This is a genomic window from Cupriavidus sp. 22TCCZM04-2 (genome assembly GCF_057798895.1).
In genome coordinates, this window is the sequence record NZ_JBYOJS010000003.1 from 142,878 (window position 1) to 168,105 (window position 25,228).

Genomic DNA, 25,228 nt, shown 5'->3' on the forward strand with positions numbered 1-25,228 from the left:
TCAATGCCCCAGTCGAAACCGCGCCGTAGTCCAGGCGCGGTTTTTTTCTTTGCGCGCAGTTAGGGGCGGGTTCGGCAAATACGGACGCACGCCGTTACCTGCCATGCGAATATCGCGATGACAAGTCAAAAGTCAGCGACAACGGAGATATGACCGATGCTGTATTTCGAGGACTTTGCAGTCGGCAGCCGCCGCGAACTCGGCTCCTACCTCGTCACCGAGGAAGAGATCCTCGGCTTTGCCCGCCAGTATGACCCGCAGCCATTCCATATCGACAAGGAGGCCGCGGCCAAAAGTATCTATGGCGGCCTGATTTCGAGCGGCTGGATGACGTGCTCGATCATGATGCGCCTGCTGGTGCTGAGCAGCACCGGCAAGTCGGCGAGCATGGGTTCGCCGGGCGTCGACGAGATCCGCTGGCTCAAGCCGGTCTATGCCGGCGACACGCTGACTGTCGTGCTCAATGTGCTGGATTCCCGGCCATCGCAATCCAAGCCGGATCGCGGTGTCGTCCATACCCAATGGGAAGCCACCAACCAGCGCGGCGAACTGGTCTGCACGGTCAAAGGCATGGGCATGTACGGCCGGCGCCCCGCCTGAGATCGCCCCCAACCTAAACAACGAGGAGATAACGGACATGCGCACCATCGCATCGCTCGAAGAACTGGAAAGCCTGCAAGGACAGGAGGTCGCCATCAGCGACTGGATGGAGATCACCCAGGAGCAGGTAAACCTGTTTGCCGAGGCGACCGGCGACCACCAGTGGATCCACGTCGACGTGGAGCGCGCCAAAAAGGAATCGCCTTACGGTGGCCCGATCGCGCATGGCTTCCTGACGCTGTCGCTGGTACCCAAGTTCATGCACAACGCGCTGCACATGCCGTCGAAGATCGGCGTGAACTACGGCCTGAACCGCGTGCGCTTCACCGCGCCGGTGCCCGTGGGCAGCAAGCTGCGCGCGCGTATCAAACTGCTGAAGGTCGAGCGGCTCGACCCGCTGCCCAAGTCGCCTGAACTGGTGGGCGCCCAGTCGACCTGGGAAGTGACGATCGAGCGCGAGGGCAGCGACCGTCCGGTGTGCGTGGCGGAGTCGATTAGCCGCCGCTACGGCTGAGCCATTGTTGTTTTGTTGATACAGGAAGAAAAAAACCGCCGTCCGGCGGTTTTTTTCGGTTTTTAACGTTAATGAGGATGTTGCAACACATTTTTAGCGGCGCGAACGACGCTTTTAAGAATTGTCCGATTTTCTGAACAGTGTGTTCTGTGCTGTTGGGTTTACCCGTAATGCTGCATTGCGGTACAGTCGCGCCCACGATGTTTTACGTGTTGCGCATTCCGGCCGGAAACCGCGCTTGCCCACAAGGCAGGCTTGCCGGGAAGTGCAAAAACCTCGTGGTTCAACGCTACCCGGCCGCAGTTTCGAGCCGGGACCGTTCGCGGTTTCGGCCATCAATTGCCGCAGTGCCCCCGCCTAAGGCGAGCCGCTCGCGCAGTCGTCAGTTGTCCTTCCGTGTTCATGGCGTTGTCAGGCCGCATGGTCATCCGGCGTTAAGTCCGCCAGACCCCAACGCCAGCTAAGGACACGTCCTTCAGGTTTTCCCTCAGCCCAACGCCTCTTGCTTCCGGCATCAGGCGGTGAAGCCACGCTTTGCCCAAGCGCGGCCTAACCAAACCAGTCGTGACATGAAGAAACCCATACTGCCGCGGTGGACGCGGTCCCTGCCAAGCCTCGGCCTGCTCTTGCTGCTCGCCGGCTGCAACATGACGCTGCTCGACCCGAAGGGGCAGGTAGGCGTCGACATCAAAGGCATCATCCTGATCGCCACCTGGCTCATGCTGCTGGTGGTGGTGCCGGTGATCATCCTGACGCTGGTGTTCGCCTGGAAGTACCGCGCAAGCAATACCTCGGCACGCTATGAACCCGACTGGTCGCACTCGACCGCGATCGAAGTCGTGGTGTGGCTGATTCCCTGCCTGATCATCATCGCGCTGGGCATCATCACGTGGAAGTCTTCGCACGACCTGGACCCGTACAAGCCGCTCGAATCGAAACAGAAGCCGATCACCGTCGAGGCGGTGGCGATGAACTGGAAGTGGCTGTTCATCTATCCGGAACTGAAGATCGCGACGGTCAACCAGATCGCGTTCCCGGTGGGCACGCCGGTGAACTTCAAGATCACCTCCGATTCAATCATGAATTCGTTCTTCATCCCGCAACTGGGCAGCCAGGTTTACGCGATGGCGGGGATGGAGACCAAGCTGCACCTGATTGCCAACGAAGCCGGCACGTATGACGGCATGTCCGCCAACTACAGCGGCGGCGGCTTCTCGGGCATGAAGTTCAAGGCGACGGCCATGTCGAACTTCGAGTTCGACGCGTGGGTCGCCAAGGTGCGCGCCTCCGAACGTCAGCTCGCCAGCGCGGACTACAAGGTCCTGGCGCAGCCGAGCGAAGCGGAGCCGGTTGCCTACTACGGCAAGGTCGAAGACGGCCTGTTCACCGGCGTCCTGCACCAATACATGGGCAACGACGGCCATGCCATGGCCCGCGAGGGTTTCGATGGCGGCCCGATCTGCACGTCGCGTAACACGCTCGGCGAAGAGCGGGTGTCCATGGCCACGCCGGCCAAGCCGGCGCTGGGCGCGCAATCCTAGGAGCAATGATGTTTGGCAAATTGAGTTTGTCGGCGATTCCGTTTCATGAGCCGATCATCATGGTCGTACTGGCCGGTGTCGCCCTCGGCGGCGCTGCGCTGCTAGGCGCGATCACGTATTTCAAGAAGTGGGGCTACCTCTGGAATGAGTGGTTCACTTCCGTCGATCACAAGAAGATCGGCGTGATGTACTGCCTGGTCGCGCTGGTCATGCTGCTGCGCGGCTTTTCCGACGCGCTCATGATGCGCATGCAGCTGGCGCTTGCTACCAACGGTGCCCACGGCGTCCTGCCGCCGGAACACTACGACCAGATCTTCACCGCCCACGGCGTGATCATGATCTTCTTCGTGGCCATGCCGCTGATGACGGGCCTGATGAACCTCGTGGTGCCCCTGCAGATCGGTGCGCGCGACGTGGCCTTCCCGTTCCTGAACACGCTGTCGTTCTGGCTGTTCGTGTCGGGCGCCATGCTGGTGAACGTCTCGCTGGGCGTTGGCGAATTCGCCAAGACCGGCTGGCTCGCTTACCCGCCGCTGTCCGGCCTGGACTTCAGCCCGGGCGTGGGGGTGGACTACTACCTCTGGTCCTTGCAGATTTCAGGGTTGGGCACGCTGCTGACCGGCGTGAACTTCCTCGTGACCATCCTGAAGATGCGCGCCCCGGGCATGACCCTGATGCGCATGCCGGTGTTCACCTGGACCGCCCTGTGCACCAACGTGCTGATCGTGGCCGCCTTCCCGGTGCTGACGGTGTCGCTGGCACTGCTGGGCCTGGACCGCTACTTCGACATGCATTTCTTCACGAACGATGGCGGCGGCAATGCCATGATGTACGTGAACCTGATCTGGATCTGGGGCCACCCCGAGGTGTACATCCTGATCCTGCCGGCGTTCGGTATCTTCTCTGAAGTCATCGCTACGTTCTCGGGCAAGAAGCTGTTCGGCTACAAGGGCATGGTGTACGCGACCGCGGCCATCATGGTGCTGTCGTTCATCGTGTGGCTGCACCACTTCTTCACGATGGGCTCCGGTGCGAACGTCAACGCGTTCTTCGGTATCACGACCATGATCATCTCCATCCCGACCGGGGTGAAGATCTTCAACTGGCTGTTCACGATGTACCGTGGCCGCGTGCAGATGACCACGCCGGTGCTGTGGACGCTGGGCTTCATGATCACCTTCGTGATCGGCGGCATGACCGGCGTGCTGATGGCCGTGCCGGCAGCCGACTTCGTGCTGCACAACAGCCTGTTCCTGATCGCCCACTTCCACAACGTGATCATCGGCGGCGTGCTGTTCGGCTACCTGGCGGGCATCACCTACTGGTGGCCGAAGGCGTTCGGCTTCAAGCTGAACGAGCGTCTGGGCAAGTACGCCTTCTGGTGCTGGCTGGTGGGCTTCTATTTCGCCTTCATGCCGCTGTACGTGCTGGGCCTGATGGGCATGACCCGTCGCCTGAACCACACCGACAACCCGGCCTGGACGCCGTGGCTGTACCTGGCCGTGGTCGGCGTGGTGTTCGTGGCGCTGGGCATCTTCTTCCAGGTGCTGCAGATCGTCGTGTCGATCCGCGACCGCAAGAAGCTGGCCGACGTGACCGGCGACCCGTGGGGTGGCCGCACGCTGGAATGGGCAACTTCGTCGCCGCCGCCGTTCTACAATTTCGCGCACACCCCGGTGGTGCGTGACCTGGACGCGTTCGCCGATATGAAGGCGCGTGGCGAAACCATCCCGACCAGCGGCTACGAGCAGATCCACATGCCGAAGAACACCGGCGCCGGTTTCTGGATGGGCCTGTTCAGCCTGGTGCTGGGCTTTGCCCTGGTCTGGCACATCTGGTGGCTTGCCGCCGTGGGCCTGGTTGGCATGGTGGTGTCGTTCATCCGCCGCGCCAACGATGACCACATCGACTACTACGTGCCGGCCGCCGAGGTCGAGCAGATTGAAACGCGCCAACTGCAGCGCATTGCTTCGCAGGCCTGATAACCATGTCGACAGAAGTCCTTGATCGCTTCGGGGCGGCGCAAGCCCCGGCTCATGCGCACTCGCATGACGACACGCACGACCACGCGCACCACGACACCAGCGAGAACACCATCTTTGGTTTCTGGCTGTACCTGATGAGCGACTGCATCCTGTTCGCGTGCCTGTTCGCCGCGTTCGCCGTCCTGCGCGGCGAAGTGGCGGGTGGCCCGTCGGGCAAGGAGCTGTTCGAGCTCAACTACGTGCTGACCGAGACCTTCATCCTGCTGTTCTCGTCGATCACGTACGGCTTCGCGATGATCTCGCTGCAGAACCGCTCGAAAGTGCGGGTGCTGGTCTGGCTGGCTATCACGTTCGCGCTGGGCGCCGCGTTCATGTACATGGAAATCAATGAATTCCATCACCTGATCGCCGAAGGCGCCGGCCCCAGCCGCAGCGCGTTCCTGTCGTCGTTCTTCACGCTGGTGGGCACCCACGGCCTGCACGTCGCAAGCGGCATGGTGTGGATGCTGGTCCTGATGTGGCAAGTCAGCAAGAAGGGCCTGACCCCGACCATGTCCAAGCGCCTGAACTGCCTCAGCCTGTTCTGGCACTTCCTGGACGTCGTGTGGATCGGCGTCTTCACCGTGGTCTACCTGATGGGGGCAATGTAAATGGCTCAGCAACACGCAGCATCGGCCCACGCCGAGTCGCACGGCCACAGCAGCTTCAAGTCCTATGTGATCGGCTTCGTGCTGGCGGTGATCCTGACCGTCATCCCGTTCAAGATCGTGATGGACGGCACCATGGACCGCGGCACGACCCTGCTGATCATCCTCGGCATGGCCGCGGTGCAGGTCGTCGTGCACCTGAAGTACTTCCTCCATATGGATGGTTCGAAGGAACAGCGCTGGAACGTGATGTCGTTCCTGTTCACGCTGCTGATCCTGTTCATCGTGCTGGCCGGCTCGCTCTGGATCATGCACAACATGAACGCGAACATGATGCCGTGGATGATGAAGTAATCGTCTCTGGACGATAGACAACGGGGCCTTCGGGCCCCGTTCTTGTTTGTGGCGGTGCATCGCGCACCGTGGCGCGGCATTCCTCCCGGCGCCTTCCCATTTTCGGCGCCGGCGTGCCCTCGGCCTCGCTTGCACCCGATTGCGCCGTGCACGCGCGCGGTGCGTCTCGTTCGTTCCCGTCCGGCACCAGCATGGTGCTTTCGCGCGGTATCTCCCTGGAATTGTCTCTTGCCGGTCGCCCCGGCGGCGTCTGGCCATCCGTCGATGTCCTGGCGAGCCATGGCACGGTAGTTGCGGATGCACCACCCGGGGAGCGTTGAGTCCCGTAACCAAACGACAAACTGGGAGCTGCAATGAAACGACGTGACATGCTGAAGCTGTCGGCGGTAGCCGCCGCGGCCATGATCGGCGCGAGCCCGCTGGCGATGGCGCAGTCCAAGGACCCGATCAAGATCGGCATCCTGCATTCGTTGTCCGGCACCATGGCCATCTCGGAGACGTCGCTCAAGGACGTCGCGCTGATGACCATCGACGAGATCAACAAGAGCGGTGGCGTGCTCGGCCGCAAGCTGGAGCCGGTGGTCGTGGATCCGGCGTCGAACTGGCCGCTGTTCGCCGAGAAGGCGCGCCAGCTGATCACCAAGGACAAGGTTGCGGTCACGTTCGGCTGCTGGACTTCGGTGTCGCGCAAGTCCGTGCTGCCGGTCTATGAAGAGCTGAACTCGCTGCTGTTCTACCCGGTGCAGTATGAAGGCGAGGAGATGTCCAAGAACGTCTTCTACACCGGCGCAGCACCCAACCAGCAGGCCATTCCGGCGGTCGAGTACCTGATGAGCAAGGAAGGCGGCGGCGCCAAGCGTTTCTTCCTGCTCGGCACCGACTACGTCTATCCGCGCACCACCAACAAGATCCTGCGCGCGTTCCTGAAGAGCAAGGGCGTGGCCGACAAGGATATCGAAGAGGTCTACACCCCGTTCGGCCATAGCGACTACCAGACCATCGTCGCCAACATCAAGAAGTTCTCGCAGGGCGGCAAGACCGCCGTGATCTCCACCATCAACGGCGACTCCAACGTGCCGTTCTACAAGGAACTCGGCAATGCGGGCCTGAAGGCCAAGGACGTGCCGGTGGTGGCCTTCTCCGTGGGCGAAGAAGAACTGCGCGGCATCGATACCAAGCCGCTGGTGGGTCACCTGGCCGCATGGAACTACTTCATGTCGGTCAAGAACCCCGAGAACGAAGCGTTCAAGAAGCAGTGGGCAGCCTGGGTCAAGGCGAACAACCTGCCCGGCGGCGACAAGCGGGTGACCAATGACCCGATGGAGGCCACCTATGTCGGCATCCATATGTGGGCACAGGCCGTGAAGAAGGCCGGCACGACCGATCCCGACAAGGTGCGCGCGGCCATGTATGGCCAGACCTTCAAGGCGCCGGACGGCTTCACGCTGACCATGGGCGACAACCATCACCTGTTCAAGCCGGTGATGATCGGCGAAGTGAAGGGCGACGGGCAGTTCACCGTGGTGTGGAAGACCGCCAAGCCCATCCGCGCGCAGCCGTGGAGCCCGTTCATCTCCGGCAACGAAGGGAAGCCGGACAAGGTGATGTAAGGCAGCGTGCCACACCCTGGCAGGCGTGCATCGCCGGCTCTTCGTGGCCGGCGGTGCGCGTCCCTGCCGGTCTCCTGATCCAAGAGAAAACAGGTCGCGACCACGCGCCGCTCATTCGCCAGCACCTATGTCCCAATCGTTACCGAAGATCGCCATATCATGGCTGCGCGCCATGCTGGCTGCGCTGCTGCTTGCCGCGCCGCTATGGGCGGCCGCCGCAGGCGCACTGACGCAGGCCGACCTCAAGCCATTGGCCGAGGACGATTTCGATGCCAAGACCGCGGCCCTGTCCGCGCTGGCCAAGGCTCCTCCCGAGCAGGCCGGCCCCATCCTCAAGGCGCTGCAGGACGATTCGCTTCAGTACGCCCCGTCGGTGGGCATGGTGCGCCAGGAAGGCGACAAGACCGTCGATGCGATCACCGGCAAGCCGGTCACGGTCAAGGCCGGCGAGCTGGAATCGCTGACCCTGAACAACAGCCTGCGCGCCATCGTGGACAGCGCCGCGAGCGGTCTGCAGTTGCAGTCGCCCGATATCGCGGTGCGCTCGCAGGCCATCAATACGCTGTACGACCAGCCCGAAAGTGCCTCGCGCGCCGGCGTGGAAGCCGCGCGCAAGGTGGAGGCCGATCCCGGCCTGCGCGCACGGCTGGACGTGATCTGGGCCACCACCGTGCTGGCCGAGGAGACGAACGCCGGCGACAAGGCACAGCGTGACGCGCGGCTCGAGGCCATTGGCATCCTGGGCCGCGACAGCAATCCGCAAAGCCGCCAGAAGCTGGCGCCCTTGGTCGAACGGGGCAGCGATGGCAAGTACCGCGAACCGGATGTCGAAGTACGCGTGGCCGCGCAGCAGGCACTCGATGCATTGCGCAGCGACCAGCGCCGCGCCGACCTGATCGGCAACCTGTTCGCCGGCCTGAGCCTGGGTAGCGTGCTGCTGCTGGCGGCGCTGGGCCTGGCGATCACCTATGGCCTGATCGGCGTCATCAACATGGCGCACGGCGAGTTCCTGATGATCGGCGCGTATGCCACCTACGTCGTGCAGACGCTGTTCCGCACCTACGCGCCCGGCGCGTTCGACTGGTATCTGCCCGCAGCGCTGCCGGTCTCGTTCCTCGCCGCGGGTATCGTCGGTTTCGTGCTGGAACGCCTGGTGCTGCGCCATCTCTATGGCCGTCCGCTGGAGACGCTGTTGGCCACGTTCGGCGTGAGCCTGCTGCTGATGCAGGCCGTGCGCACGCTGTTCGGCGCGCAGAACGTGGAAGTGGCCAACCCGGCCTGGATGAGCGGCGGCGTCGAATGGATGCCGGGCCTGGTGATCCCGTACAACCGCATCGTCATCATCCTGTTCGCGCTGGCCGTAGTGGCCGTTGCCTGGGCCGTGCTCAATCGTACGCGCCTTGGCCTGTTCGTGCGCGCCACCACGCAGAACCGCACCATGGCCGCCTGCGTGGGCGTGCGCACGTGGAAGGTGGACAGCTACGCCTTTGCCTTCGGCGCGGGCATTGCCGGCATGGGTGGCTGCGCGCTGTCGCAGATCGGCAATGTCGGCCCGGACCTGGGCCAGGCTTACATCATCGATTCGTTCATGGTCGTGGTGCTGGGTGGCGTCGGGCAGCTGGCGGGCACGATCGTCGGCGCGTTCGGGCTCGGCATCATCAACAAGTTCATCGAGCCGTTCTACGGCGCGGTGCTGGCCAAGATCTTTGTCCTGGTGCTGATCGTGCTGTTTATCCAGAAGCGGCCGCAGGGACTTTTCGCGCTCAAGGGGCGCAGCGCGGAGGCATGATGCAGAGCTTTCATTCCAATTCGCCGGCCACGCAATTTCGGCTTGCCGTGCCCGAACGTCAGCCGCTGTTCACCGGGCGCGGTTGGACTTTGCTGGTGGCCTTGACGGTGGTGGTTGCCATCGGCGTGCCGGTGTGCGCGCTGCTGGTGCCTGAGGGCCATCCGCTGCACCTGTCGGCTTATGCGCTGACGCTGATCGGCAAGATCATGTGCTATGCGCTGGCCGCCATTGCGCTGGATCTGGTGTGGGGCTACTGCGGCATCCTGAGTCTTGGCCATGGCTTGTTCTTCTCGCTGGGCGGCTACGCAATGGGCATGTACCTGATGCGCTCGATCGGCCGTGAAGGCGTGTACAAGAGCGACCTGCCGGACTTCATGGTGTTCCTCGACTGGAAGGAGCTGCCCTGGTTCTGGCACGGCACCGAGCACCTGGGTTATGCGTTGCTGCTCGTGGTGCTGGTGCCGGGAGTGCTGGCCTGGCTGTTCGGCTTCTTCGCGTTTCGCTCGCGCATCAAGGGCGTGTACCTGTCGATCATCACGCAAGCCATGACGTATGCGGCGATGCTGCTGTTCTTCCGCAATGAAACGGGTTTCGGTGGCAACAACGGGTTCACCGACTTCAAGCGCATCGCCGGTTATGCGGTGGCCGCACCGCAGACACGCACCGCGCTGTTCGTGCTGACCTTCCTGGCGTTGCTCGCCGGATTCGTGGCCTGCCGCTACATCGTCACGTCCAAGCTCGGCCGCGTCGTGACCGCCGTGCGCGATGCCGAGATGCGCGTGATGTTTTCGGGCTACAACCCGCTCGGCTACAAGCTGTTCGTCTGGACGTTCTCGGCCGTGCTGTGCGGCATTGCCGGCGCGCTGTACGTGCCGCAGGTGGGCATCATCAACCCGGGCGAGATGTCGCCGGGCAACTCGATCGAGATGGCTGTCTGGGTGGCGGTTGGCGGCCGCGGCACGCTGATCGGACCGGTGATCGGGGCCTTCCTCGTCAACGGCGCCAAGACGATGTTCACGGCCTACTTCGCCGAGTACTGGCTGTTCCTGCTCGGCGCGATGTTCGTGCTGGTCACGCTGTACCTGCCTGATGGCGTGATTGGCCTGTTGAAGCGCCTGCGCGAGCGCAACCGCCGCACGGAGCCGGCGGCCGGGAACGATCCTGTATCCAGCCCTGCCGTGGCGGGGCGCACCGGAGGCGAAGCATGAATGCCGCGCTCGAATACGGCCAGGCGGAAAGCGGCAATGCGACGGGACTGGGCCGCGTGATGGAGCCCGGCACGATCGATGTGTCGCATGGTCCGATCCTCTACCTTGAAGACCTGACGGTGCAGTTCGGCGGCTTTCGCGCGCTCAACAAGCTGAGCCTGTCGATCGACCACGGCGAGCTGCGCTGCGTGATCGGCCCCAACGGCGCGGGCAAGACCACGATGATGGATGTCATCACCGGCAAGACCGGCCCGCGCAATGCCAATGTCAGCGGCCGCGTGTTCCTGGGCCAGACCATCGACCTGATGCGCATGACCGAGCCGCGCATCGCGCAGGTCGGCATCGGCCGCAAGTTCCAGAAGCCGACGGTGTTCGAACAGCATGCCGTCTGGGAAAACCTGGAACTCGCGATGAAGGCCGACAAGCGCTGGTGGTCGTCGCTGCGCGCGCGGCTCACGGGGGAAGGGCATCGGCGCATTGAAGAAACACTCGCGCTAACCGGTCTCGAGGACGAGGCCTACCGCCCGGCGGGACTGCTGTCGCATGGCCAGAAGCAGCGCCTGGAGATCGGCATGCTACTGATGCAGCAGCCGCAACTGCTGCTGCTGGACGAGCCCGTGGCCGGCATGACCGATGAGGAAACCATGCAGCTCGCCGCGTTGCTGAACAGCCTGCGCGGCAGCTGCTCGATGATGGTGGTCGAGCACGACATGGAATTTGTCGCGGCGCTGGCCGGCGACGAAGGCAAGGTCACGGTGCTGGCCGAAGGCAGCTTGCTGGCGGAAGGCACGCTGGAGAGCGTCAAGCGCGACGAACGCGTGATCGAATCCTACCTGGGAAGATAGCCATGCTGCAGGTCAATGCACTGAACCAGTTCTATGGCGGCAGCCATATCTTGCGGAACGTCTCTTTCGAAGTGCCGGGCGGCAAGCTGACCACGCTGCTGGGCCGCAACGGTGTCGGCAAGAGCACCTTGCTCAAGTGCCTGATGGGCGTGGTGCCCACGCGCAGCGGCAGCATCCAGTGGGATGGCCGAGCGCTGGAGAAGAAGGCGCCCTATGAGCGAGTTTCGGCCGGCCTTGCCTACGTGCCGCAGGGGCGCGAGATCTTTCCGCGGCTGACAGTGGAAGAGAACTTGCTGATCGGTGCCGCCAGCCGCGCGCGGCCTTCGGGCGTACCGGATCGCATCTACCAGTTGTTCCCGGTGCTGCGCACCATGCGCCAGCGCCGTGGCGGCGACCTGTCGGGCGGGCAGCAGCAACAGCTTGCCATCGGCCGCGCGCTGATGAGCGAGCCGGGCCTGCTGATCCTCGACGAGCCGACCGAAGGCATCCAGCCGTCGATCATCCAGGACATCGGGCGTGCGCTGCGTCTGCTGGTCGACGAGTTCGGCATGACGGTGCTGCTGGTCGAGCAGTACTACGAGTTCGCGCGCCATATCGCCGATCACTACGTGGTCATGAGCCGCGGCGAAGTCGTGGCGAAGGGCGAGGGGGCCAATATGGAGCAGGATGGCGTGCGGGAGCTGATTGCCGTGTAAGCGTGCCAGGCGGGACAGCGAGTACTGCGCGCTGCGCTTTCGCGTCGGCGGCCGGCGCGCTATGATTTCCGGCATCCGCTGCGGCGCTTGCTGCGGCTCGCGCCCCCCCTGCGTCGCCGGTCTACTCATCGAGCCATGCGTCATCCTGATTTTCCCGCCACCGTCGCCATGCTGCCTTCATGGCAGGCCAGCTTGCGCCTGCGCTTTGCCGCACGCGGCGAGCGTACCGTGCTGGCCCTGCGCCAACACCAGGGACCGTTGATGGTGCAGAAGCCGCTTTATCCCGAAGGCGGCATCTGCCACGCCGTCATCCTGCATCCGCCGGCAGGCGTGGCGGGCGGCGACAGTCTCGATATCGCGTTGCATGCGGAAGCCGGCGCGCACGCGGTGATCGCGACGCCCGGTGCCACCAAGTGGTACAAGTCGCTCGGCCGTGATGCGTGCCAGCATGTGCGGCTGACCGTGGATAACGGCGCCCGGCTCGATTGGCTGCCGCAGGAGAACATCGTATTCGACGATGCGCGCGCGCGCATCGTGACCGAACTCGATATCGCGTCGGGCGGCAGCGCCATCGGCTGGGATGCCGTGGTGCTCGGGCGGCAGGCGTCCGGCGAGCAATGGGCGCGCGGCGCGCTCTGGCTCGACACGCAGGCGCGCTGCGACGGGCGCGCGTTATGGATCGAGCAATCGCATCTGGACGCCGCCTCACCGTTGCGCGGTGCGTTGCCAGGGCTGGATGGTATGTCCGTGCTGGGCACGCTGTGGGCGGTGGGCAGCGCAGCCACGCAGGAACTTGCCGAGACGCTGGCCGAGCGCCTGCCGCTCACGGAGGACCTGCGCGCAGGCGTGACCTGCCTGTCGTCACCGGCGCAGTCGATGCTGCTGCTGCGCGTGCTGGGGCGGCAGATTGAGCCAGTCAGGCAACTTTTGGTCGACGCGTGGAGCGCGCTGCGCGAGCCGATCCACGGCGTGCCGGCACGGCCGCTGCGGCTGTGGGCGACATGAGCTATCAGGAATCAGGCATTCGAGAACGACAAGGACAACCACGATGGAACTGACACCGAGAGAGAAAGACAAGCTGCTGATCTTCACCGCCGCATTGCTGGCCGAACGTCGGCGCGCGCGCGGGCTCAAGCTCAACTATCCGGAATCGGTGGCGCTTATCACTGCCGCAATCATGGAAGGCGCGCGCGATGGCCGCACCGTGGCCGAACTGATGCACGAAGGCACCACCGTGCTGAGCCGCGAAGACGTGATGGATGGCGTGGCCGAGATGATTCCCGAGATCCAGGTCGAAGCGACGTTTCCGGATGGCACAAAGCTTGTCACCGTGCACCATCCGATTATCTGACAACACCAACAACATCCACCGAGAGCCGCTATGAAACGTTTCGCATGCTCGCGCCTGGCCATGGGCGCCACGCTGTCCTTCGCTGCCGTCTCCGCGTTCGCCCACCCGGGCCATGATGCCGCTACCGTTGCCGCCAGCCTGTGGGCAGGACTGCTGCATCCGTTCACCGGCGCCGATCACTTGCTGGCGATGGCTGCAGTGGGGGTCTGGAGCGCACTGGGCGCGCGCTCGGCTGCAGAGACACTGCGCCTGCCGCTCGCCTTCGTTACGTTGATGCTGGCCGGTGCCGCGCTGGGGCTGTCCGGGCTGGTGCTGCCAGCCGTTGAGCCGATGATTGCCGCCTCGCTGCTGGTGGTCGGCGTGCTGGTAGCGATGCGCGCAAAGCTGCCGGCATGGGCCGGCATGGCAATCGTGGGCAGCTTCGCTGTGTTCCATGGCTATGCCCACGGTGCCGAGCTGCCCGCTACGGCCGCGGCGGCCCCCGCAGTGCTGGCCTATGTCGGCGGCTTCGCGGTGGCGACCATGGTGCTGCACCTCCTTGGCATTGTCGCGGGTACGGTCCTGCGCCATCGTGCGGGCTGGCTCGCGCGCGTGGCCGGAGCGGGGGTGGCGCTGTACGGTGCCGGCCTGCTGGTTGCGTGAGGAGACGACAATGATGCCCGGTGAACTGATGCCCGCCGATGGTGAGATCGAACTCAATGCCGGCCGGTCCACGGTAAGCGTGACGGTTGCCAATACTGGCGACCGTCCGATCCAGGTCGGCTCGCATTTCCATTTCTACGAGACCAATGCGGCACTGTCGTTCGACCGCGCAGCCGCGCGCGGCTTCCGTCTCAATATCGCGGCCGGCACCGCGGTGCGGTTCGAGCCGGGCCAGACGCGTACCGTGGAACTGGTGGCGCTCGATGGTGACCGTATCGTCTACGGCTTCAACGGCAAAGTCATGGGAGCGCTGTGATGGTGAAGATCTCCAGGCAAGCCTATGCCGAGATGTTTGGCCCGACCACCGGAGACCGCGTGCGCCTGGCCGACACCGGGCTCGTGATCGAAGTCGAGAAGGACTTCACGATCTACGGTGAGGAGGTGAAGTTCGGCGGCGGCAAGGTGATTCGCGATGGCATGGGGCAGAGCCAGCGCATGGCAAAGGACTGCGTCGATACCGTCATCACCAATGCGCTGATCGTGGACCACTGGGGCATCGTCAAGGCGGATATCGGCTTGAAGGGCGGACGCATCGCGGGGATCGGCAAGGCCGGCAATCCGGATATCCAGCCGGGCGTGACCATCGTGATTGGTCCCGGCACAGAAGTGATTGCGGGCGAGGGCATGATCGTTACCGCAGGCGGTATCGATACGCATATCCACTTCATCTGCCCGCAGCAAATCGAAGAGGCGCTGATGAGCGGCGTGACGACCATGATCGGCGGCGGCACAGGCCCGGCCACGGGTACGTTCGCGACTACCGTGACGCCGGGGCCGTGGTACATGGAACGCATGCTGCAGGCCATCGATGCGTATCCGATGAACATCGGGCTGCTTGGCAAGGGCAATGCAAGCCAGCAGGCGCCGATCCTTGAACAGGTAGAGGCAGGCGCCATTGGCCTCAAGCTGCACGAAGACTGGGGCACGACGCCTGCGGCAATCGACACCTGCCTGTCGGTGGCCGATGCAACCGATACGCAAGTAGCGATCCACACCGATACGCTTAACGAAGCGGGGTTTGTCGAGGCGACCATCGCCGCGTTCAAGGGCCGCACCATTCACACGTATCACACCGAGGGCGCCGGCGGCGGCCATGCTCCGGACATCATCAAGGTGTGCGGCGAGGCCAACGTGCTGCCGTCGTCGACCAATCCGACGCGGCCCTACACGGTCAACACGCTGGACGAGCATCTCGACATGCTGATGGTGTGCCACCACCTGGACCCGTCCATTGCCGAGGATATCGCCTTCGCAGAAAGCCGCATCCGCCGCGAGACCATCGCCGCCGAAGACATCCTGCACGACCTTGGCGCGTTCTCGATGATCTCTAGCGATTCGCAGGCCATGGGACGCGTGGGCGAGGTCATCATCCGCACCTGGCAGACCGCGCACAAGATGGCCGCGCAGCGCGGCAAGCTGCCGGGCGATCCACACGATGCGCGTGGCGGGCACGACAATTTCCGCGTCAGGCGCTATATCGCCAAGTACACGATCAACCCGGCGCTGACGCATGGCATCGCGCATGAGGTAGGTTCGATCGAAGTGGGCAAGTGGGCGGACCTGGTGCTGTGGCGTCCGGCGTTCTTCGGCGTGAAGCCAAGCCTGATCCTGAAGGGCGGGATGATCGCCGCCGCGGCGATGGGCGACCCCAATGCCTCGATCCCGACGCCGCAGCCTGTGCACTACCGTCCGATGTTCGCGTCGGCGGGCGGCGCGCTGCACCGGTCGTCGCTGACCTTTGTCTCACAGGCCGCGATCGCTGCGAATGTCGGTGAGCGTTACGGCCTGGCCAAAACGCTGTCGGCGGTGCGCGGTACGCGCACCGTGAGCAAGCGCGACATGGTGCACAATGACTGGCAGCCTCACGTCACCGTAGATCCGGAAACCTATCAAGTCGTGGCCGATGGCCAGTTGCTGATGTGCGAGCCCGCCACCGAGCTGCCCATGGCGCAGCGCTATTTCCTGTTCTGACATTCTCCAATGCTGAAGATCGACAAAGTCCTGAGCGCCCCGCACGGCATCGCCACCGTGCTGGTGCGCCGCGCCCCGAAGCTGGTCCTGCCGTTCTCGGAACGCAGCAAGAGCCGCCTGCGCGCGGTGCTCGACAATGGGGAAGAGGCCGCGCTGTTCCTGCCGCGCGGCACAGTATTGCGCGGCGGCGACCTGCTGGTGGCGGAAGACGGCGGCTTTATCGAAGTCTTGGCCGCGCCGGAACGCGTGCTGGAAGTCCGCGCCGTGGACTCGCAGGCGCTGATGCGCGCGGCGTATCACCTGGGCAACCGGCACACGCCGGTGGAGGTGGGGCGCGATTATTTACGGCTGGAGTTCGATCCGGTGCTGGCGGACATGCTTGCGCGTCTAGGCGTGCAGGCCGTTCAAGCGCAGGCGCCATTCGAGCCAGAAGCGGGTGCGTATGGCGGTGGTCACAAGCACGGGCATGACGCGACGTTCTCCGAGGATTATGCGGCGGCGCAGGCGGTGTTTCGTGAGCATCATGGCTCGCACTCGCACTCGCACTCGCACTCGCACTCGCACTCGCACTCGCACTCGCACTCGCACTCGCATGAGCATGAACATGAACATGAACATGAGCATGATGAGAATTGTCGGCACAAGCATTGATGACGTTGCACTGAAGCGGGGGCAAATGAAAGAGCCGATGCACCGGAATTTGCCAGCGCCCGAGCTCCCCTCTCCCCGCAAGCGGGAGAGGGGAGTGTGGTGTTGCTTGATGTCAATGTGGTCATGACACCGCTGCGCCAACTCATCTCCCTGTTGCACCTGGCTTCCCCCGCACTCCCCATCGGCGGCTTCAGCTACTCGCAAGGACTCGAAGCCGCCGTCGACAGCGGATACGTGCGAGATGCCGATTCCGCCGAGCACTGGATCCGCGACAACCTCCTGCATGTGCAAGCCCAATGCGAGGCCCCGCTATGGCTGCTGCTCCATCGCCACTGGCGCACCATGGATATCGATGCAATACGCAAGTGGAACGACTGGTTCCACGCCACGCGCGAAACATCGGAATTGCGGCTCGAGACCGAGCAGATGGGCTGGTCGCTCGCGAAGCTGGTAGTGCAGATGGAATGGGGCGACCTGGCATTGCGCCAGCAGTTGGCCGCGCTGTCGCCAACGTGCCTGCCCACCGCCTTTACCGCTGCGTGCGTCGCGCTGGAGATCGACGAGCGCGAAGGGCTGGCCGCCTATTGCTTCAACTGGGCGGAGAACCAGGTCGCTGCCGCCATCAAGGCGGTGCCGCTGGGCCAGGTGGCCGGGCAGCACATGCTGCGGCGCCTGCACGATGCGGTGCTGGCTGCAGTGGGCGATGCCGTGCAGCGCGCCACGGCATCGCCGCCGCAGCTTTCCACCTTTTCACCGATGCTGGGTTTGCTGTCGTCACGGCACGAAACGCAGTATTCCCGATTGTTCCGTTCCTGAATCAGGATGCCATCATGTCCCTGGCTCGTACCAAGAAGAACCCTCCGCTGCGCATTGGCGTCGGCGGTCCCGTCGGCTCCGGCAAGACCACACTGCTGGAGATGCTGTGCAAGGCGATGCGCGACCGCTATGACCTGGTCGCCATCACCAACGACATATACACCAAGGAGGACCAGCGCCTGCTGACGATCTCCGGCGCGCTGCCTGCCGAGCGCATCATGGGGGTCGAAACCGGTGGCTGCCCGCACACGGCCATTCGCGAAGATGCGTCGATCAACCTTGAAGCCGTCGACCGCATGCTGGCGCGGTTCCCGGATGCCGACGTGGTCTTCATCGAGTCAGGCGGCGACAACCTCGCTGCGACGTTCAGCCCGGAGCTGTCCGACCTCACCGTCTACGTGATCGACGTGGCCGGCGGCGAGAAGATCCCGCGCAAGGGCGGACCGGGTATCACCAAGTCGGACCTGCTCGTCATCAACAAGACCGACCTTGCGCCGTATGTCGGCGCATCGCTCGAGGTGATGGAAAGCGATGCGCGCAAGATGCGCGGCGAACGCCCGTTCGTGATGGGCAGCGTCAAATCGGGGCAAGGGCTTGATGAAGTGATCCGCTTCATCGAGCGCCAGGGCATGCTGGGCCTCTGAGCCCGCTCATGCCTGCCTGTAGTTGCCCTTGCGCGCCAGCGCACGGGCCACGGCCGCGACCAGGTCGACCTCGACTTCGTTGAGTTCGGCCATGTGCCGCATCGTGGCTTCTATCGCCGCATTCTGCGCATTGCCGAACACCGAGCGCGGTTCTTTCACCTGGGCCACGGCGCCGCCGTGCTTGGGGAAATCGAGCATGTCCGAGGGCGGCACGCCGAGCGTATCCGCGAGCATGCAGATGTTGAGCAGCGCCAGGTTGCGCTTGCCTCGTTCTATGCCGCTCAGGTACGAACGGGCCAGTCCGCTTTCCAGGGAGAGTGTTTCTTGCGACCAGCCACGCTGCTTGCGCAGCCTGGCAAGATGCAATCCGAATTGTCTGAGAGTCTGGTCAGTCATGATCGATGTGACAGTTCTGCGGAACAGGACACTAGAAGTTTGACGCTGCGGCCACGACAACTTATATTCTCACTCACCATTGGTGCCTGATCCGCAGTTCAAGGGATGTGCAAAAAAGGGCGCAGCACCGTGGCAGGAACCGGGCGGCCTGATGGCCGTGCCAAACGGGGCAACACGCAAGGACAGGCTCGCGTCGAATGCGCGGGTGTCGTTGCGTTAATGGGGACCATCGTGTCTCCTTCGCTCTGTCAGGGGATTGCCATGCAGATCTATTCGCTGTTCGACGCGCCCATGCATTCTTTTGGCCGCGGCCACGCCGCTTCCGCGGGCCTTCATATCGGATTTCATTCACGCTTGTTGCCAGCCTGCGCGGGGCCGGGCAGCACGTGCGACTTGATCTTCCTGCCGGCCGGTCAATCGCAGCGCGCCTTCATGGCCATGCGCGGCGAATGGTGGGCTTGCCTGCGCGGCGGCATCCGCATCGCCGCGCCCGGTCACGACGCGGTGCTGATCGGCTGTGGTGATATGTTCGCGCCAATGCCGGGCATGCCGATGCAAGTCCGCGCGGCGATCGACAGCATCCTGGTCCGCGTCGTCCCCGATGATAGTTCCGCCTCTGGCGACGCCGCGTCATTCGAAGACACCTTGTTGCAAGGTGAGCTGTCATACGGCGCGCTGGGATGTCTGGCCACGATGCCAGACGACGTCAGCGACGAGCTGGGACTCGTCTACGGCGGCACGCAGCCAATGCCGGTCACGCGCGCAGGATTCGCGCAATTGATGGCAGGGACGTGCGTTCAGGTCGGCGGCCTGCTCTGGGCGCTATGCCATCGCGGCGCGCTTTGCGTACGCTGGTCGCAGGGTGGGGAGACTTATCTGAATTTCATACAGCCCGGGACGTTGTTCGTGCCAGACCCGCATGAGTCGTACAGCCTTGAGGCATTGCTGCCCTCTGCCGGCTTGCTGTGTTGCAGTGGCGCGGCCCTGGCCGGGGTGCGCGATTATCGCGAAGCTTCGCGAAGGTTGCCCGGCGCGAGGTCCGGTGTCGTGGAGATGACGCATGCGCCGTACGGAAATCAGGAGGCATGCGTGCCGGCCTGAGCGACGGCGTCGCCCCGGGCGGCATGCAAGCCGCGCCCCGGGGCAGTCTGGCATCAGTGACGCTTGTACTGAGTGGTGCCGAACAGCATTTCGCGCGCCTTGTCGTCCTGCAGCGGCTTGCGCGCATTGGCCAGGACTTCCACGCCGCGCTTGACCGCCGGACGTTCGGCGATGGCGTTGAACCAGCGCTTGAGGTCCGGATAGTCGTCGAGTTCCACGCCCTGGTTCTGCCAGCTGCGCAGCCACGGGAAGGTGGCGATGTCGGCAATCGTGTACTGGTCGCCGGCCAGCCATTGGTGTTGCGAGAGCCGCGTGTCGATCACGCCGTACAGGCGCCTGGCTTCATTCGTGTAGCGATTGACCGCGTACTCGATCTTTTCCGGCGCATAGATGCGGAAATGGTGGGCCTGGCCGAGCATCGGGCCGACGCCGCCCATCTGGAACATCAGCCACTGCAACGCTTCGTACTTGCCGCGCACGTCTTCGGGCAGGAACTTGCCGGTCTTGCCGGCGAGGTAGAGCAGGATGGCGCCGGACTCGAACAGCGAGATCGGTGCGCCATCCGGGCCGTTGCTATCGACGATGGCCGGGATCTTATTGTTGGGGCTGATTTTGAGAAAGTCGTCGCCGAACTGGTCGCCCGCGCCGATGTTGACCGGGTGGACCTTGTATTCGAGGCCGCACTCCTCGAGCATGATATGGACTTTGTGGCCGTTGGGCGTCGGCCAGCTGTAGACATCGATCATTGCGAGAAGTCTCCTGACTGCATAACGAAATTCCAGGGAAGGGTTTCGACCGATTTAAGCACAGAAGAAAAAAACGCGCAGACAGGCTGCGCGTTTCCATACCGCCGGCAGGGCTGCCCGGCAGTTCTGCCGGGGCGAGCTCAGAAGCCGCGTGCCACCGGCATCTTCACTTCCTTCGGGTCGATGCCCATGTGCTTGGCCAGCTCGAGCTTGGCGATGGCGTTGCGGTGCACTTCGTCCGGACCATCGGCCAGGCGCAGCGTGCGCTGGTGGGCCCACCAGTTGGCCAGCGGGAAGTCGCTCGATACGCCGGCCGCGCCGTGCACCTGGATGGCCCAGTCGATCACCTTCAGCGCCACGTTAGGGGCCACCACCTTGATCATCGCGATCTCGGCCTTGGCCACCTTGTTGCCCACGGTGTCCATCATGTAGGCAGCCTTGAGCGTGAGCAGGCGGGCCATTTCGATTTCGCAGCGAGCCTCGGCGATGCGTTCCTGCGTGACGCCCTGGTTGGCGACCGGCTTGCCGAACGCCACGCGCGACAAGGCGCGTTTGCACAGCAACTCCAGTGCGCGCTCCGCGACACCGATGCTGCGCATGCAGTGGTGGATGCGGCCCGGGCCGAGGCGGCCCTGGGCGATCTCGAAGCCGCGGCCCTCGCCCAGCAGAATGTTCGACACCGGCACGCGCACGTTCTTCAGTTCGATCTCCATGTGGCCGTGCGGCGCGTCGTCATAGCCGAACACGGGCAGGAAGCGCTTGATGGTGATGCCCGGCGTGTCGGCCGGCACCACGACCATCGACTGCTGCTCGTGGCGCCCCGCGTTCGGATCGGTCTTGCCCATCACGATGTAGACCTTGCAGCGCGGATCGCCGGCGCCCGACGACCACCACTTGGTGCCGTTGATCACGTAGTGGTCGCCGTCGCGCTCGATGCGGCATTCGATGTTGGTGGCGTCCGACGATGCGACGGCGGGCTCGGTCATCAGGAAGGCCGAGCGGATCTCACCGGCGAGCAGCGGCTCGAGCCATTGGTCCTTCAGTGCCTCGGACGCGTAGCGCTCCAGGGTTTCCATGTTGCCGGTGTCGGGCGCGGCGCAGTTGAAGACCTCGGCCGACCAGGGCACCCGGCCCATGATCTCGCACAGGGTTGCGTATTCGAGGTTCGACAGGCCTTGCGGCGCGCGCGGCGAGCGCGGCAGGAACAGGTTCCACAGGCCGGCTTCGCGCGCCTTGGGCTTCAGTTCCTCGATCACCTTGCTCGGCACCCAGGCGTTACCGGCCTGGCGGTTGGCGTTGATCTCTTCGTAGAAGCGCTTTTCGTTCGGGTAGATGTGCTGGTCGAAGAAGGCCAGCAGCTTGGCCTGCATCTCCTTGACCTTCGGCGTGTATTCGAATTGCATGTGGTCTCCTCGTAACCAGGGTGGTGCGCTACGTCACGGCGCGGCATGAGCCGATGCAATGCACTCTATCCGAAACCTGGTAATAACAAAAATGAATTTTCTGGATTTGCCAGTATCAATGTCCTGCATTCCATGCCAGAATGGCAGCCATGCAGCTATCCCGCATCGACCTCAATCTCTTTGTGGTGTTCGACGCCATCTACAGCGAAGGCAGCATCACCGCGGCTGCGCGCCAGCTCAACCTGACGCAGCCCGCCGTGAGCCATGCGCTGGGCCGCTTGCGCGGCCTGTTCGATGACCCGCTGTTCGAGCGCCGCGGGCAGGGCATGGCGCCGACGCCGCTGGCGCGCTCGCTAGCCTCGGAGATCCGCACGGCGTTGCAGTCTTTCGCGCGCACGCTGCAGGACACGCCGCATTTCGATCCGGCCAACACCGTGCGGCGCTTCACCATCGGCATGCGCGACGCGCTGGAATCGACGTTGCTGCCGCCGCTGATGGCGCGCGTGACGGCCGCGGCCCCGCAGGTGGAGATCGCCGCGATCCGCTTTGACCGGCGCGAGATGGAATCCGAACTGCTGGCCGGCACCATCGATACCGCGATCGATATCCTGCTGCCGGTATCGCCGGCCATCCATCACGCGCCGTTCATGGCGGACCCGATGGTCGTGCTGGCGCGCCGAGACCATCCGCTGGTCAAGAAGGAACTGACGCTCGAACGCTACCTGGCCGCGGAACATGTACACGTGTCCTCGCGGCGGCGCGGTGCGGGCCTGGAAGACCAGTCTTTGCACCGCATGGGGCTGACGCGCCGCGTAAGGCTGCGCTGCCAGCATTACGCAGCAGCCTGCCGCGTGGTGAGCTGCACGGACCTGCTGGCCACGCTGCCGCTGCGCTATGCACGCATCGCCAACGAGCCCTATGCCAACCGCATCCTGTCGCTGCCGTTCAAGGTGCCGTCGCTCGAACTGCATCTGTACTGGCATGCCGGCGGCGAGAACGACGGCGCCAATCGCTGGCTGCGCGAGCAGCTCATGACGGTGATGTCATCGCTTGGCGGCGGCACGACGGAGCCGGCACCAGCGGCCTGATGCCTTTCTGTGCAGCGCGAACGGGTCACACGTAAGCCATTGTTAGCAGGCTGGACGCTCGCATACCCCCTCCCTACCATCGTCGGGTCACGTCTGCCCCCGGCCTCACCTCGCACGCCCGCGCCTGCGCTCCGGTGATGTCCTGCTGCGCCCGCCTGCCGGGCTGCCACGGGCAGTATCTCCATCAGAACCACGACCATCCAGATCGATGAACGGGAAACGCCTGCCTGCTGAACACGCATCCATTTCAATCCATTCACGCGCTGAGCCGCTGCGCCTGCGAATTTTGTGTGGCGCCGCGCTGTTGTCGGTCCTTGCCGCCTGTGGCGGCGGGGGCGAGGGAGATGGCGGCGGTACGGCCGCGGCCGGCGGCGCACAGCCGTCAGGGCAGAGCGCGTCGACCCAGGCTGCGGGCACGGCTGTTACGGCGGGCGGCTGCTATACGGTCAGCGGCGCCAGGCCTGCGGCGCCGGCCGGCGGTGGCGTGACGCTGCTGCCCGCGCTCGGCAGCGCCGTCGGCAACTATCGCGTGCTCGACGACGCGCGCAGCGCAGGCCTCTGCTTTGCCAACTACCGGCGCGAGCAAGTCGGCCTGCCGCCGTTAGCGGCTCGCGATGCGCTCAACAACGCGGCGCAGAACCACACCGCCTACATGCTCGCCAACCAGACGCTGACGCATGATGAAGTCTCGGGCAAGCCTGGCTACACCGGCGCTACGCCGGACGCGCGTATCCAGGCTGCATATCCGACCAATGCCAACGCAGAGGTGGTGGCAGCGGCGAATAAGTGGACGTCGGTCGCCAACGCACAGCTTTCGCTGTCGCCGAAGGACTCGCTTGTATCGGATCTCATCAACGCGCCATTCCACCGCGCCGCGCTGCTGGGCAGCTACGGCTCTGCCGGCAGTGGCTATGCGGAGAGCGTGGGCCCCAATGGCGGCGGCACTGCCGCCTACTACTACCAGACCGTCGACCTTGCCGACGCATCGAAGGGCGGCACGGATAGCCAGATGGTCGCGTATCCGTTCGACGGGCAGGCCGACGTGCCGGCCAGCTGGGTCAACTCGGAAAGCCCCAATCCGGCGCCGGGCTACGACGGCAAGACGATGGGTTACCCAGTGTCGCTGCAGGCGATCAACGCCTCGCTGCAGTTCGATGCCGACAGCTTCACCATCACCGACGCGCAGGGTCGCAATGTCGATTGCCTGAAGGTGGACAGCCGCTCGTCGGGCCTGTCCGGCGCGGCACGCGGGCTGGCGATCTGCACGCCGCTGGCCCCGCTGGCAAGCGGCCAGCGCTACAGCGTCGCCGTGAGCGGCAAGCTCGGCGCGCAGCCGGTCAGCCTGAACTGGTCGTTCACTACGCACTGAAGCCGGCTTGATTGGCGCGTGGCAACTGGCTTGCCGTTCTCGCCTGGCCCGAAGGAGAAATCGGTCAACTGCTTGTTCGGCATGAAGCCGCAAGCAGGCGGGATCCATGGTCCCGCCTTTCTGGTTTCTATCGGGCTTTCTTCAATATGCCGGCACGTCAGGCATCCAACTTGACGCCCGCTGCTTTGACCACCTTGGCCCAGCGAGCCTCCTCGGTCTGGTAGAAGCGGCTGGTTTCCACCGGCGTCATCGTCACCACTTCCGCACCTTGTCCCGCGAGCTGCGCGCGGATTTCGGGCGAGCGGATGATGCGGACCAGTTCGGCGTTGACCCGGTTCACGATGGCATCGGGCATGCCGACCGGTGCCATCACGCCTTGCCAGGTGCCGGATTCAAAGCCAGGCACGCCCTGTTCGGCGATGGTCGGCGTCTGGCCCACCAGCGGCATGCGCGTGCGCTTGGAAACCGCAATCAGCTTGAGCTTGCCGGCCTGCACCTGCGGCAGCGTGGCCAGCATGCCGTTCATCAGCACCTGCGCCGTGCCGCCGACGGTATCGGCAATCGCCTGCGAACCGCCCTTGTAAGGCACGTACTGCCACTTTGCGCCGGTAGCCTGGGCCACCGCCACGCCGGCCAGGTGAGGCGCGCTGCCGATGGCCGTGACGGCGAAGTTCAGCTGCGTCGTCCGCGACAGATCGACGAGTTCCTTCAGGTTCGACACCTTGACCGACGGATGCACGACCAGCAGGTGGGGCGAATAGGCCAGCATGGCTACGCCCTTCAGGTCCTTGGACGGATTGAAGGTGAGCTTGGTATAGACCGACGGGCTGATGGCCAGCGCGCCCACGTCGCAAAGCAGAAGCGTATGGTTGTCCGTGCCGGCCTGCGCTGCCATGGCGGCACCGATGTTGCCGTTCGCGCCCGGGCGGTTGTCGACCACGATGGACTGGCCGAGCGCCTCGCCGAGCTGCTTGCTGATCATCCGGGCGATGATGTCCGACGAGCCACCGGCGGGGTAGGGCACGATCAGTCGGATCGGGCGATTGGGCCACGCATCGGCGGCGTGGGCGAGGCGCGGCACCGCCACGGAGGCGCCGCCAAGCGCGCCGAGGGTTGCCAGGCCCGATGCCTGCTGCAGGAACGTGCGACGGGAGGTCATACAATGTCTCCAGAAATCTTTAAATTATCAGTCGTCATACAAC

26 protein-coding genes are annotated in these 25,228 nt (G+C 64.3%); 22 read left to right on the forward strand and 4 right to left on the reverse strand.

Features of this window, described 5'->3' with window-relative positions; genetic code table 11:
- Positions 1 to 156: 156 nt before the first annotated feature.
- The 19 genes from AC3FKG_RS06520 (at position 157) to ureG (ending at position 17,923) form a co-directional block, all read left to right on the forward strand.
- Positions 157 to 600, forward strand: a complete 444-nt coding sequence (locus AC3FKG_RS06520; RefSeq protein WP_483710936.1) for a MaoC family dehydratase — start codon at positions 157 to 159, stop codon at positions 598 to 600.
- 37 nt (positions 601 to 637) lie between these two features.
- The gene (locus AC3FKG_RS06525; RefSeq protein WP_483710937.1) at positions 638 to 1,114 is read left to right on the forward strand and encodes a MaoC family dehydratase; all 477 of its coding nucleotides are present in this window, start codon (positions 638 to 640) and stop codon (positions 1,112 to 1,114) included.
- Between the two features lie 569 nt (positions 1,115 to 1,683).
- Positions 1,684 to 2,655 carry a ubiquinol oxidase subunit II gene (gene cyoA, locus AC3FKG_RS06530; RefSeq protein WP_483710938.1) on the forward strand — a complete coding sequence of 324 codons (972 nt, stop codon included), beginning with the start codon at positions 1,684 to 1,686 and terminating at the stop codon, positions 2,653 to 2,655.
- A gap of 8 nt (positions 2,656 to 2,663) precedes the next feature.
- Complete coding sequence (cyoB, locus tag AC3FKG_RS06535; protein ID WP_483711465.1) at positions 2,664 to 4,637, forward strand: cytochrome o ubiquinol oxidase subunit I; 1,974 nt, start codon at positions 2,664 to 2,666, stop codon at positions 4,635 to 4,637.
- 5 nt (positions 4,638 to 4,642) lie between these two features.
- Positions 4,643 to 5,290 (forward strand): cytochrome o ubiquinol oxidase subunit III, encoded by a 648-nt coding sequence (gene cyoC, locus AC3FKG_RS06540; protein ID WP_483710939.1) that lies wholly within the window; start codon positions 4,643 to 4,645, stop codon positions 5,288 to 5,290.
- Positions 5,291 to 5,641: a cytochrome o ubiquinol oxidase subunit IV gene (gene cyoD, locus AC3FKG_RS06545; RefSeq protein ID WP_483710940.1), complete on the forward strand. Its 351-nt coding sequence runs from the start codon at positions 5,291 to 5,293 to the stop codon at positions 5,639 to 5,641.
- A gap of 353 nt (positions 5,642 to 5,994) precedes the next feature.
- On the forward strand, positions 5,995 to 7,251 hold the full coding sequence (gene urtA, locus AC3FKG_RS06550) for an urea ABC transporter substrate-binding protein (protein ID WP_483710941.1): 1,257 nt from the start codon (positions 5,995 to 5,997) through the stop codon (positions 7,249 to 7,251).
- Between the two features lie 127 nt (positions 7,252 to 7,378).
- Positions 7,379 to 9,040 (forward strand): urea ABC transporter permease subunit UrtB, encoded by a 1,662-nt coding sequence (urtB, locus tag AC3FKG_RS06555; RefSeq protein WP_488742704.1) that lies wholly within the window; start codon positions 7,379 to 7,381, stop codon positions 9,038 to 9,040.
- Positions 9,040 to 10,248 (forward strand): urea ABC transporter permease subunit UrtC, encoded by a 1,209-nt coding sequence (gene urtC, locus AC3FKG_RS06560; protein WP_488742801.1) that lies wholly within the window; start codon positions 9,040 to 9,042, stop codon positions 10,246 to 10,248. The genes urtB and urtC overlap by 1 nt, the downstream gene beginning before the upstream one ends.
- Positions 10,245 to 11,093 carry an urea ABC transporter ATP-binding protein UrtD gene (urtD, locus tag AC3FKG_RS06565; RefSeq protein ID WP_488742705.1) on the forward strand — a complete coding sequence of 283 codons (849 nt, stop codon included), beginning with the start codon at positions 10,245 to 10,247 and terminating at the stop codon, positions 11,091 to 11,093. The genes urtC and urtD overlap by 4 nt, the downstream gene beginning before the upstream one ends.
- A gap of 2 nt (positions 11,094 to 11,095) precedes the next feature.
- Complete coding sequence (gene urtE, locus AC3FKG_RS06570; RefSeq protein WP_483729821.1) at positions 11,096 to 11,788, forward strand: urea ABC transporter ATP-binding subunit UrtE; 693 nt, start codon at positions 11,096 to 11,098, stop codon at positions 11,786 to 11,788.
- Between the two features lie 135 nt (positions 11,789 to 11,923).
- Positions 11,924 to 12,793, forward strand: a complete 870-nt coding sequence (locus AC3FKG_RS06575) for an urease accessory protein UreD (protein WP_488742706.1) — start codon at positions 11,924 to 11,926, stop codon at positions 12,791 to 12,793.
- A 43-nt stretch (positions 12,794 to 12,836) separates the two neighbouring features.
- Positions 12,837 to 13,139 (forward strand): urease subunit gamma, encoded by a 303-nt coding sequence (locus AC3FKG_RS06580; protein ID WP_483710946.1) that lies wholly within the window; start codon positions 12,837 to 12,839, stop codon positions 13,137 to 13,139.
- A gap of 30 nt (positions 13,140 to 13,169) precedes the next feature.
- A complete protein-coding gene (locus tag AC3FKG_RS06585; protein WP_483710947.1) occupies positions 13,170 to 13,781 on the forward strand; it encodes a HupE/UreJ family protein in 612 nt (203 codons plus the stop codon).
- Between the two features lie 10 nt (positions 13,782 to 13,791).
- The gene (locus tag AC3FKG_RS06590) at positions 13,792 to 14,097 is read left to right on the forward strand and encodes an urease subunit beta (RefSeq protein ID WP_483710948.1); all 306 of its coding nucleotides are present in this window, start codon (positions 13,792 to 13,794) and stop codon (positions 14,095 to 14,097) included.
- Positions 14,094 to 15,812 (forward strand): urease subunit alpha, encoded by a 1,719-nt coding sequence (ureC, locus tag AC3FKG_RS06595; RefSeq protein WP_488742707.1) that lies wholly within the window; start codon positions 14,094 to 14,096, stop codon positions 15,810 to 15,812. The genes AC3FKG_RS06590 and ureC overlap by 4 nt, the downstream gene beginning before the upstream one ends.
- A 9-nt stretch (positions 15,813 to 15,821) precedes the next feature.
- Complete coding sequence (ureE, locus tag AC3FKG_RS06600; RefSeq protein ID WP_488742708.1) at positions 15,822 to 16,463, forward strand: urease accessory protein UreE; 642 nt, start codon at positions 15,822 to 15,824, stop codon at positions 16,461 to 16,463.
- Positions 16,464 to 16,586: 123 nt separating this feature from the next.
- A complete protein-coding gene (locus AC3FKG_RS06605) occupies positions 16,587 to 17,279 on the forward strand; it encodes an urease accessory protein UreF (protein WP_488742802.1) in 693 nt (230 codons plus the stop codon).
- Positions 17,280 to 17,293: 14 nt separating this feature from the next.
- On the forward strand, positions 17,294 to 17,923 hold the full coding sequence (gene ureG / locus AC3FKG_RS06610; RefSeq protein WP_483710951.1) for an urease accessory protein UreG: 630 nt from the start codon (positions 17,294 to 17,296) through the stop codon (positions 17,921 to 17,923).
- Positions 17,924 to 17,929: 6 nt separating this feature from the next.
- Here ureG and AC3FKG_RS06615 read toward each other — a convergent pair whose 3' ends face one another.
- Positions 17,930 to 18,319: a helix-turn-helix domain-containing protein gene (locus AC3FKG_RS06615; RefSeq protein ID WP_483710952.1), complete on the reverse strand. Its 390-nt coding sequence runs from the start codon at positions 18,317 to 18,319 to the stop codon at positions 17,930 to 17,932.
- Between the two features lie 261 nt (positions 18,320 to 18,580).
- Here AC3FKG_RS06615 and AC3FKG_RS06620 point away from each other — a divergent pair, with 261 nt between their 5' ends.
- Positions 18,581 to 19,420, forward strand: coding sequence for a hypothetical protein (locus AC3FKG_RS06620; RefSeq protein WP_488742709.1), 840 nt, complete (start codon positions 18,581 to 18,583; stop codon positions 19,418 to 19,420).
- 53 nt (positions 19,421 to 19,473) lie between these two features.
- On the opposite strand, the gene AC3FKG_RS06625 is transcribed toward AC3FKG_RS06620, so the two are convergent.
- Together AC3FKG_RS06625 and AC3FKG_RS06630 are read right to left on the reverse strand one after the other, a co-directional pair.
- The gene (locus AC3FKG_RS06625; RefSeq protein WP_488742710.1) at positions 19,474 to 20,166 is read right to left on the reverse strand and encodes a glutathione binding-like protein; all 693 of its coding nucleotides are present in this window, start codon (positions 20,164 to 20,166) and stop codon (positions 19,474 to 19,476) included.
- A 140-nt stretch (positions 20,167 to 20,306) separates the two neighbouring features.
- Complete coding sequence (locus tag AC3FKG_RS06630; protein WP_488742711.1) at positions 20,307 to 21,569, reverse strand: acyl-CoA dehydrogenase family protein; 1,263 nt, start codon at positions 21,567 to 21,569, stop codon at positions 20,307 to 20,309.
- 149 nt (positions 21,570 to 21,718) lie between these two features.
- Here AC3FKG_RS06630 and AC3FKG_RS06635 point away from each other — a divergent pair, with 149 nt between their 5' ends.
- Positions 21,719 to 22,657 (forward strand): LysR family transcriptional regulator, encoded by a 939-nt coding sequence (locus tag AC3FKG_RS06635; RefSeq protein ID WP_483710956.1) that lies wholly within the window; start codon positions 21,719 to 21,721, stop codon positions 22,655 to 22,657.
- 208 nt (positions 22,658 to 22,865) lie between these two features.
- Complete coding sequence (locus AC3FKG_RS06640; RefSeq protein ID WP_488742712.1) at positions 22,866 to 24,026, forward strand: CAP domain-containing protein; 1,161 nt, start codon at positions 22,866 to 22,868, stop codon at positions 24,024 to 24,026.
- A gap of 157 nt (positions 24,027 to 24,183) precedes the next feature.
- On the opposite strand, the gene AC3FKG_RS06645 is transcribed toward AC3FKG_RS06640, so the two are convergent.
- The gene (locus AC3FKG_RS06645) at positions 24,184 to 25,185 is read right to left on the reverse strand and encodes a Bug family tripartite tricarboxylate transporter substrate binding protein (protein WP_488742713.1); all 1,002 of its coding nucleotides are present in this window, start codon (positions 25,183 to 25,185) and stop codon (positions 24,184 to 24,186) included.
- Between the last annotated feature and the right edge of the window lie 43 nt (positions 25,186 to 25,228).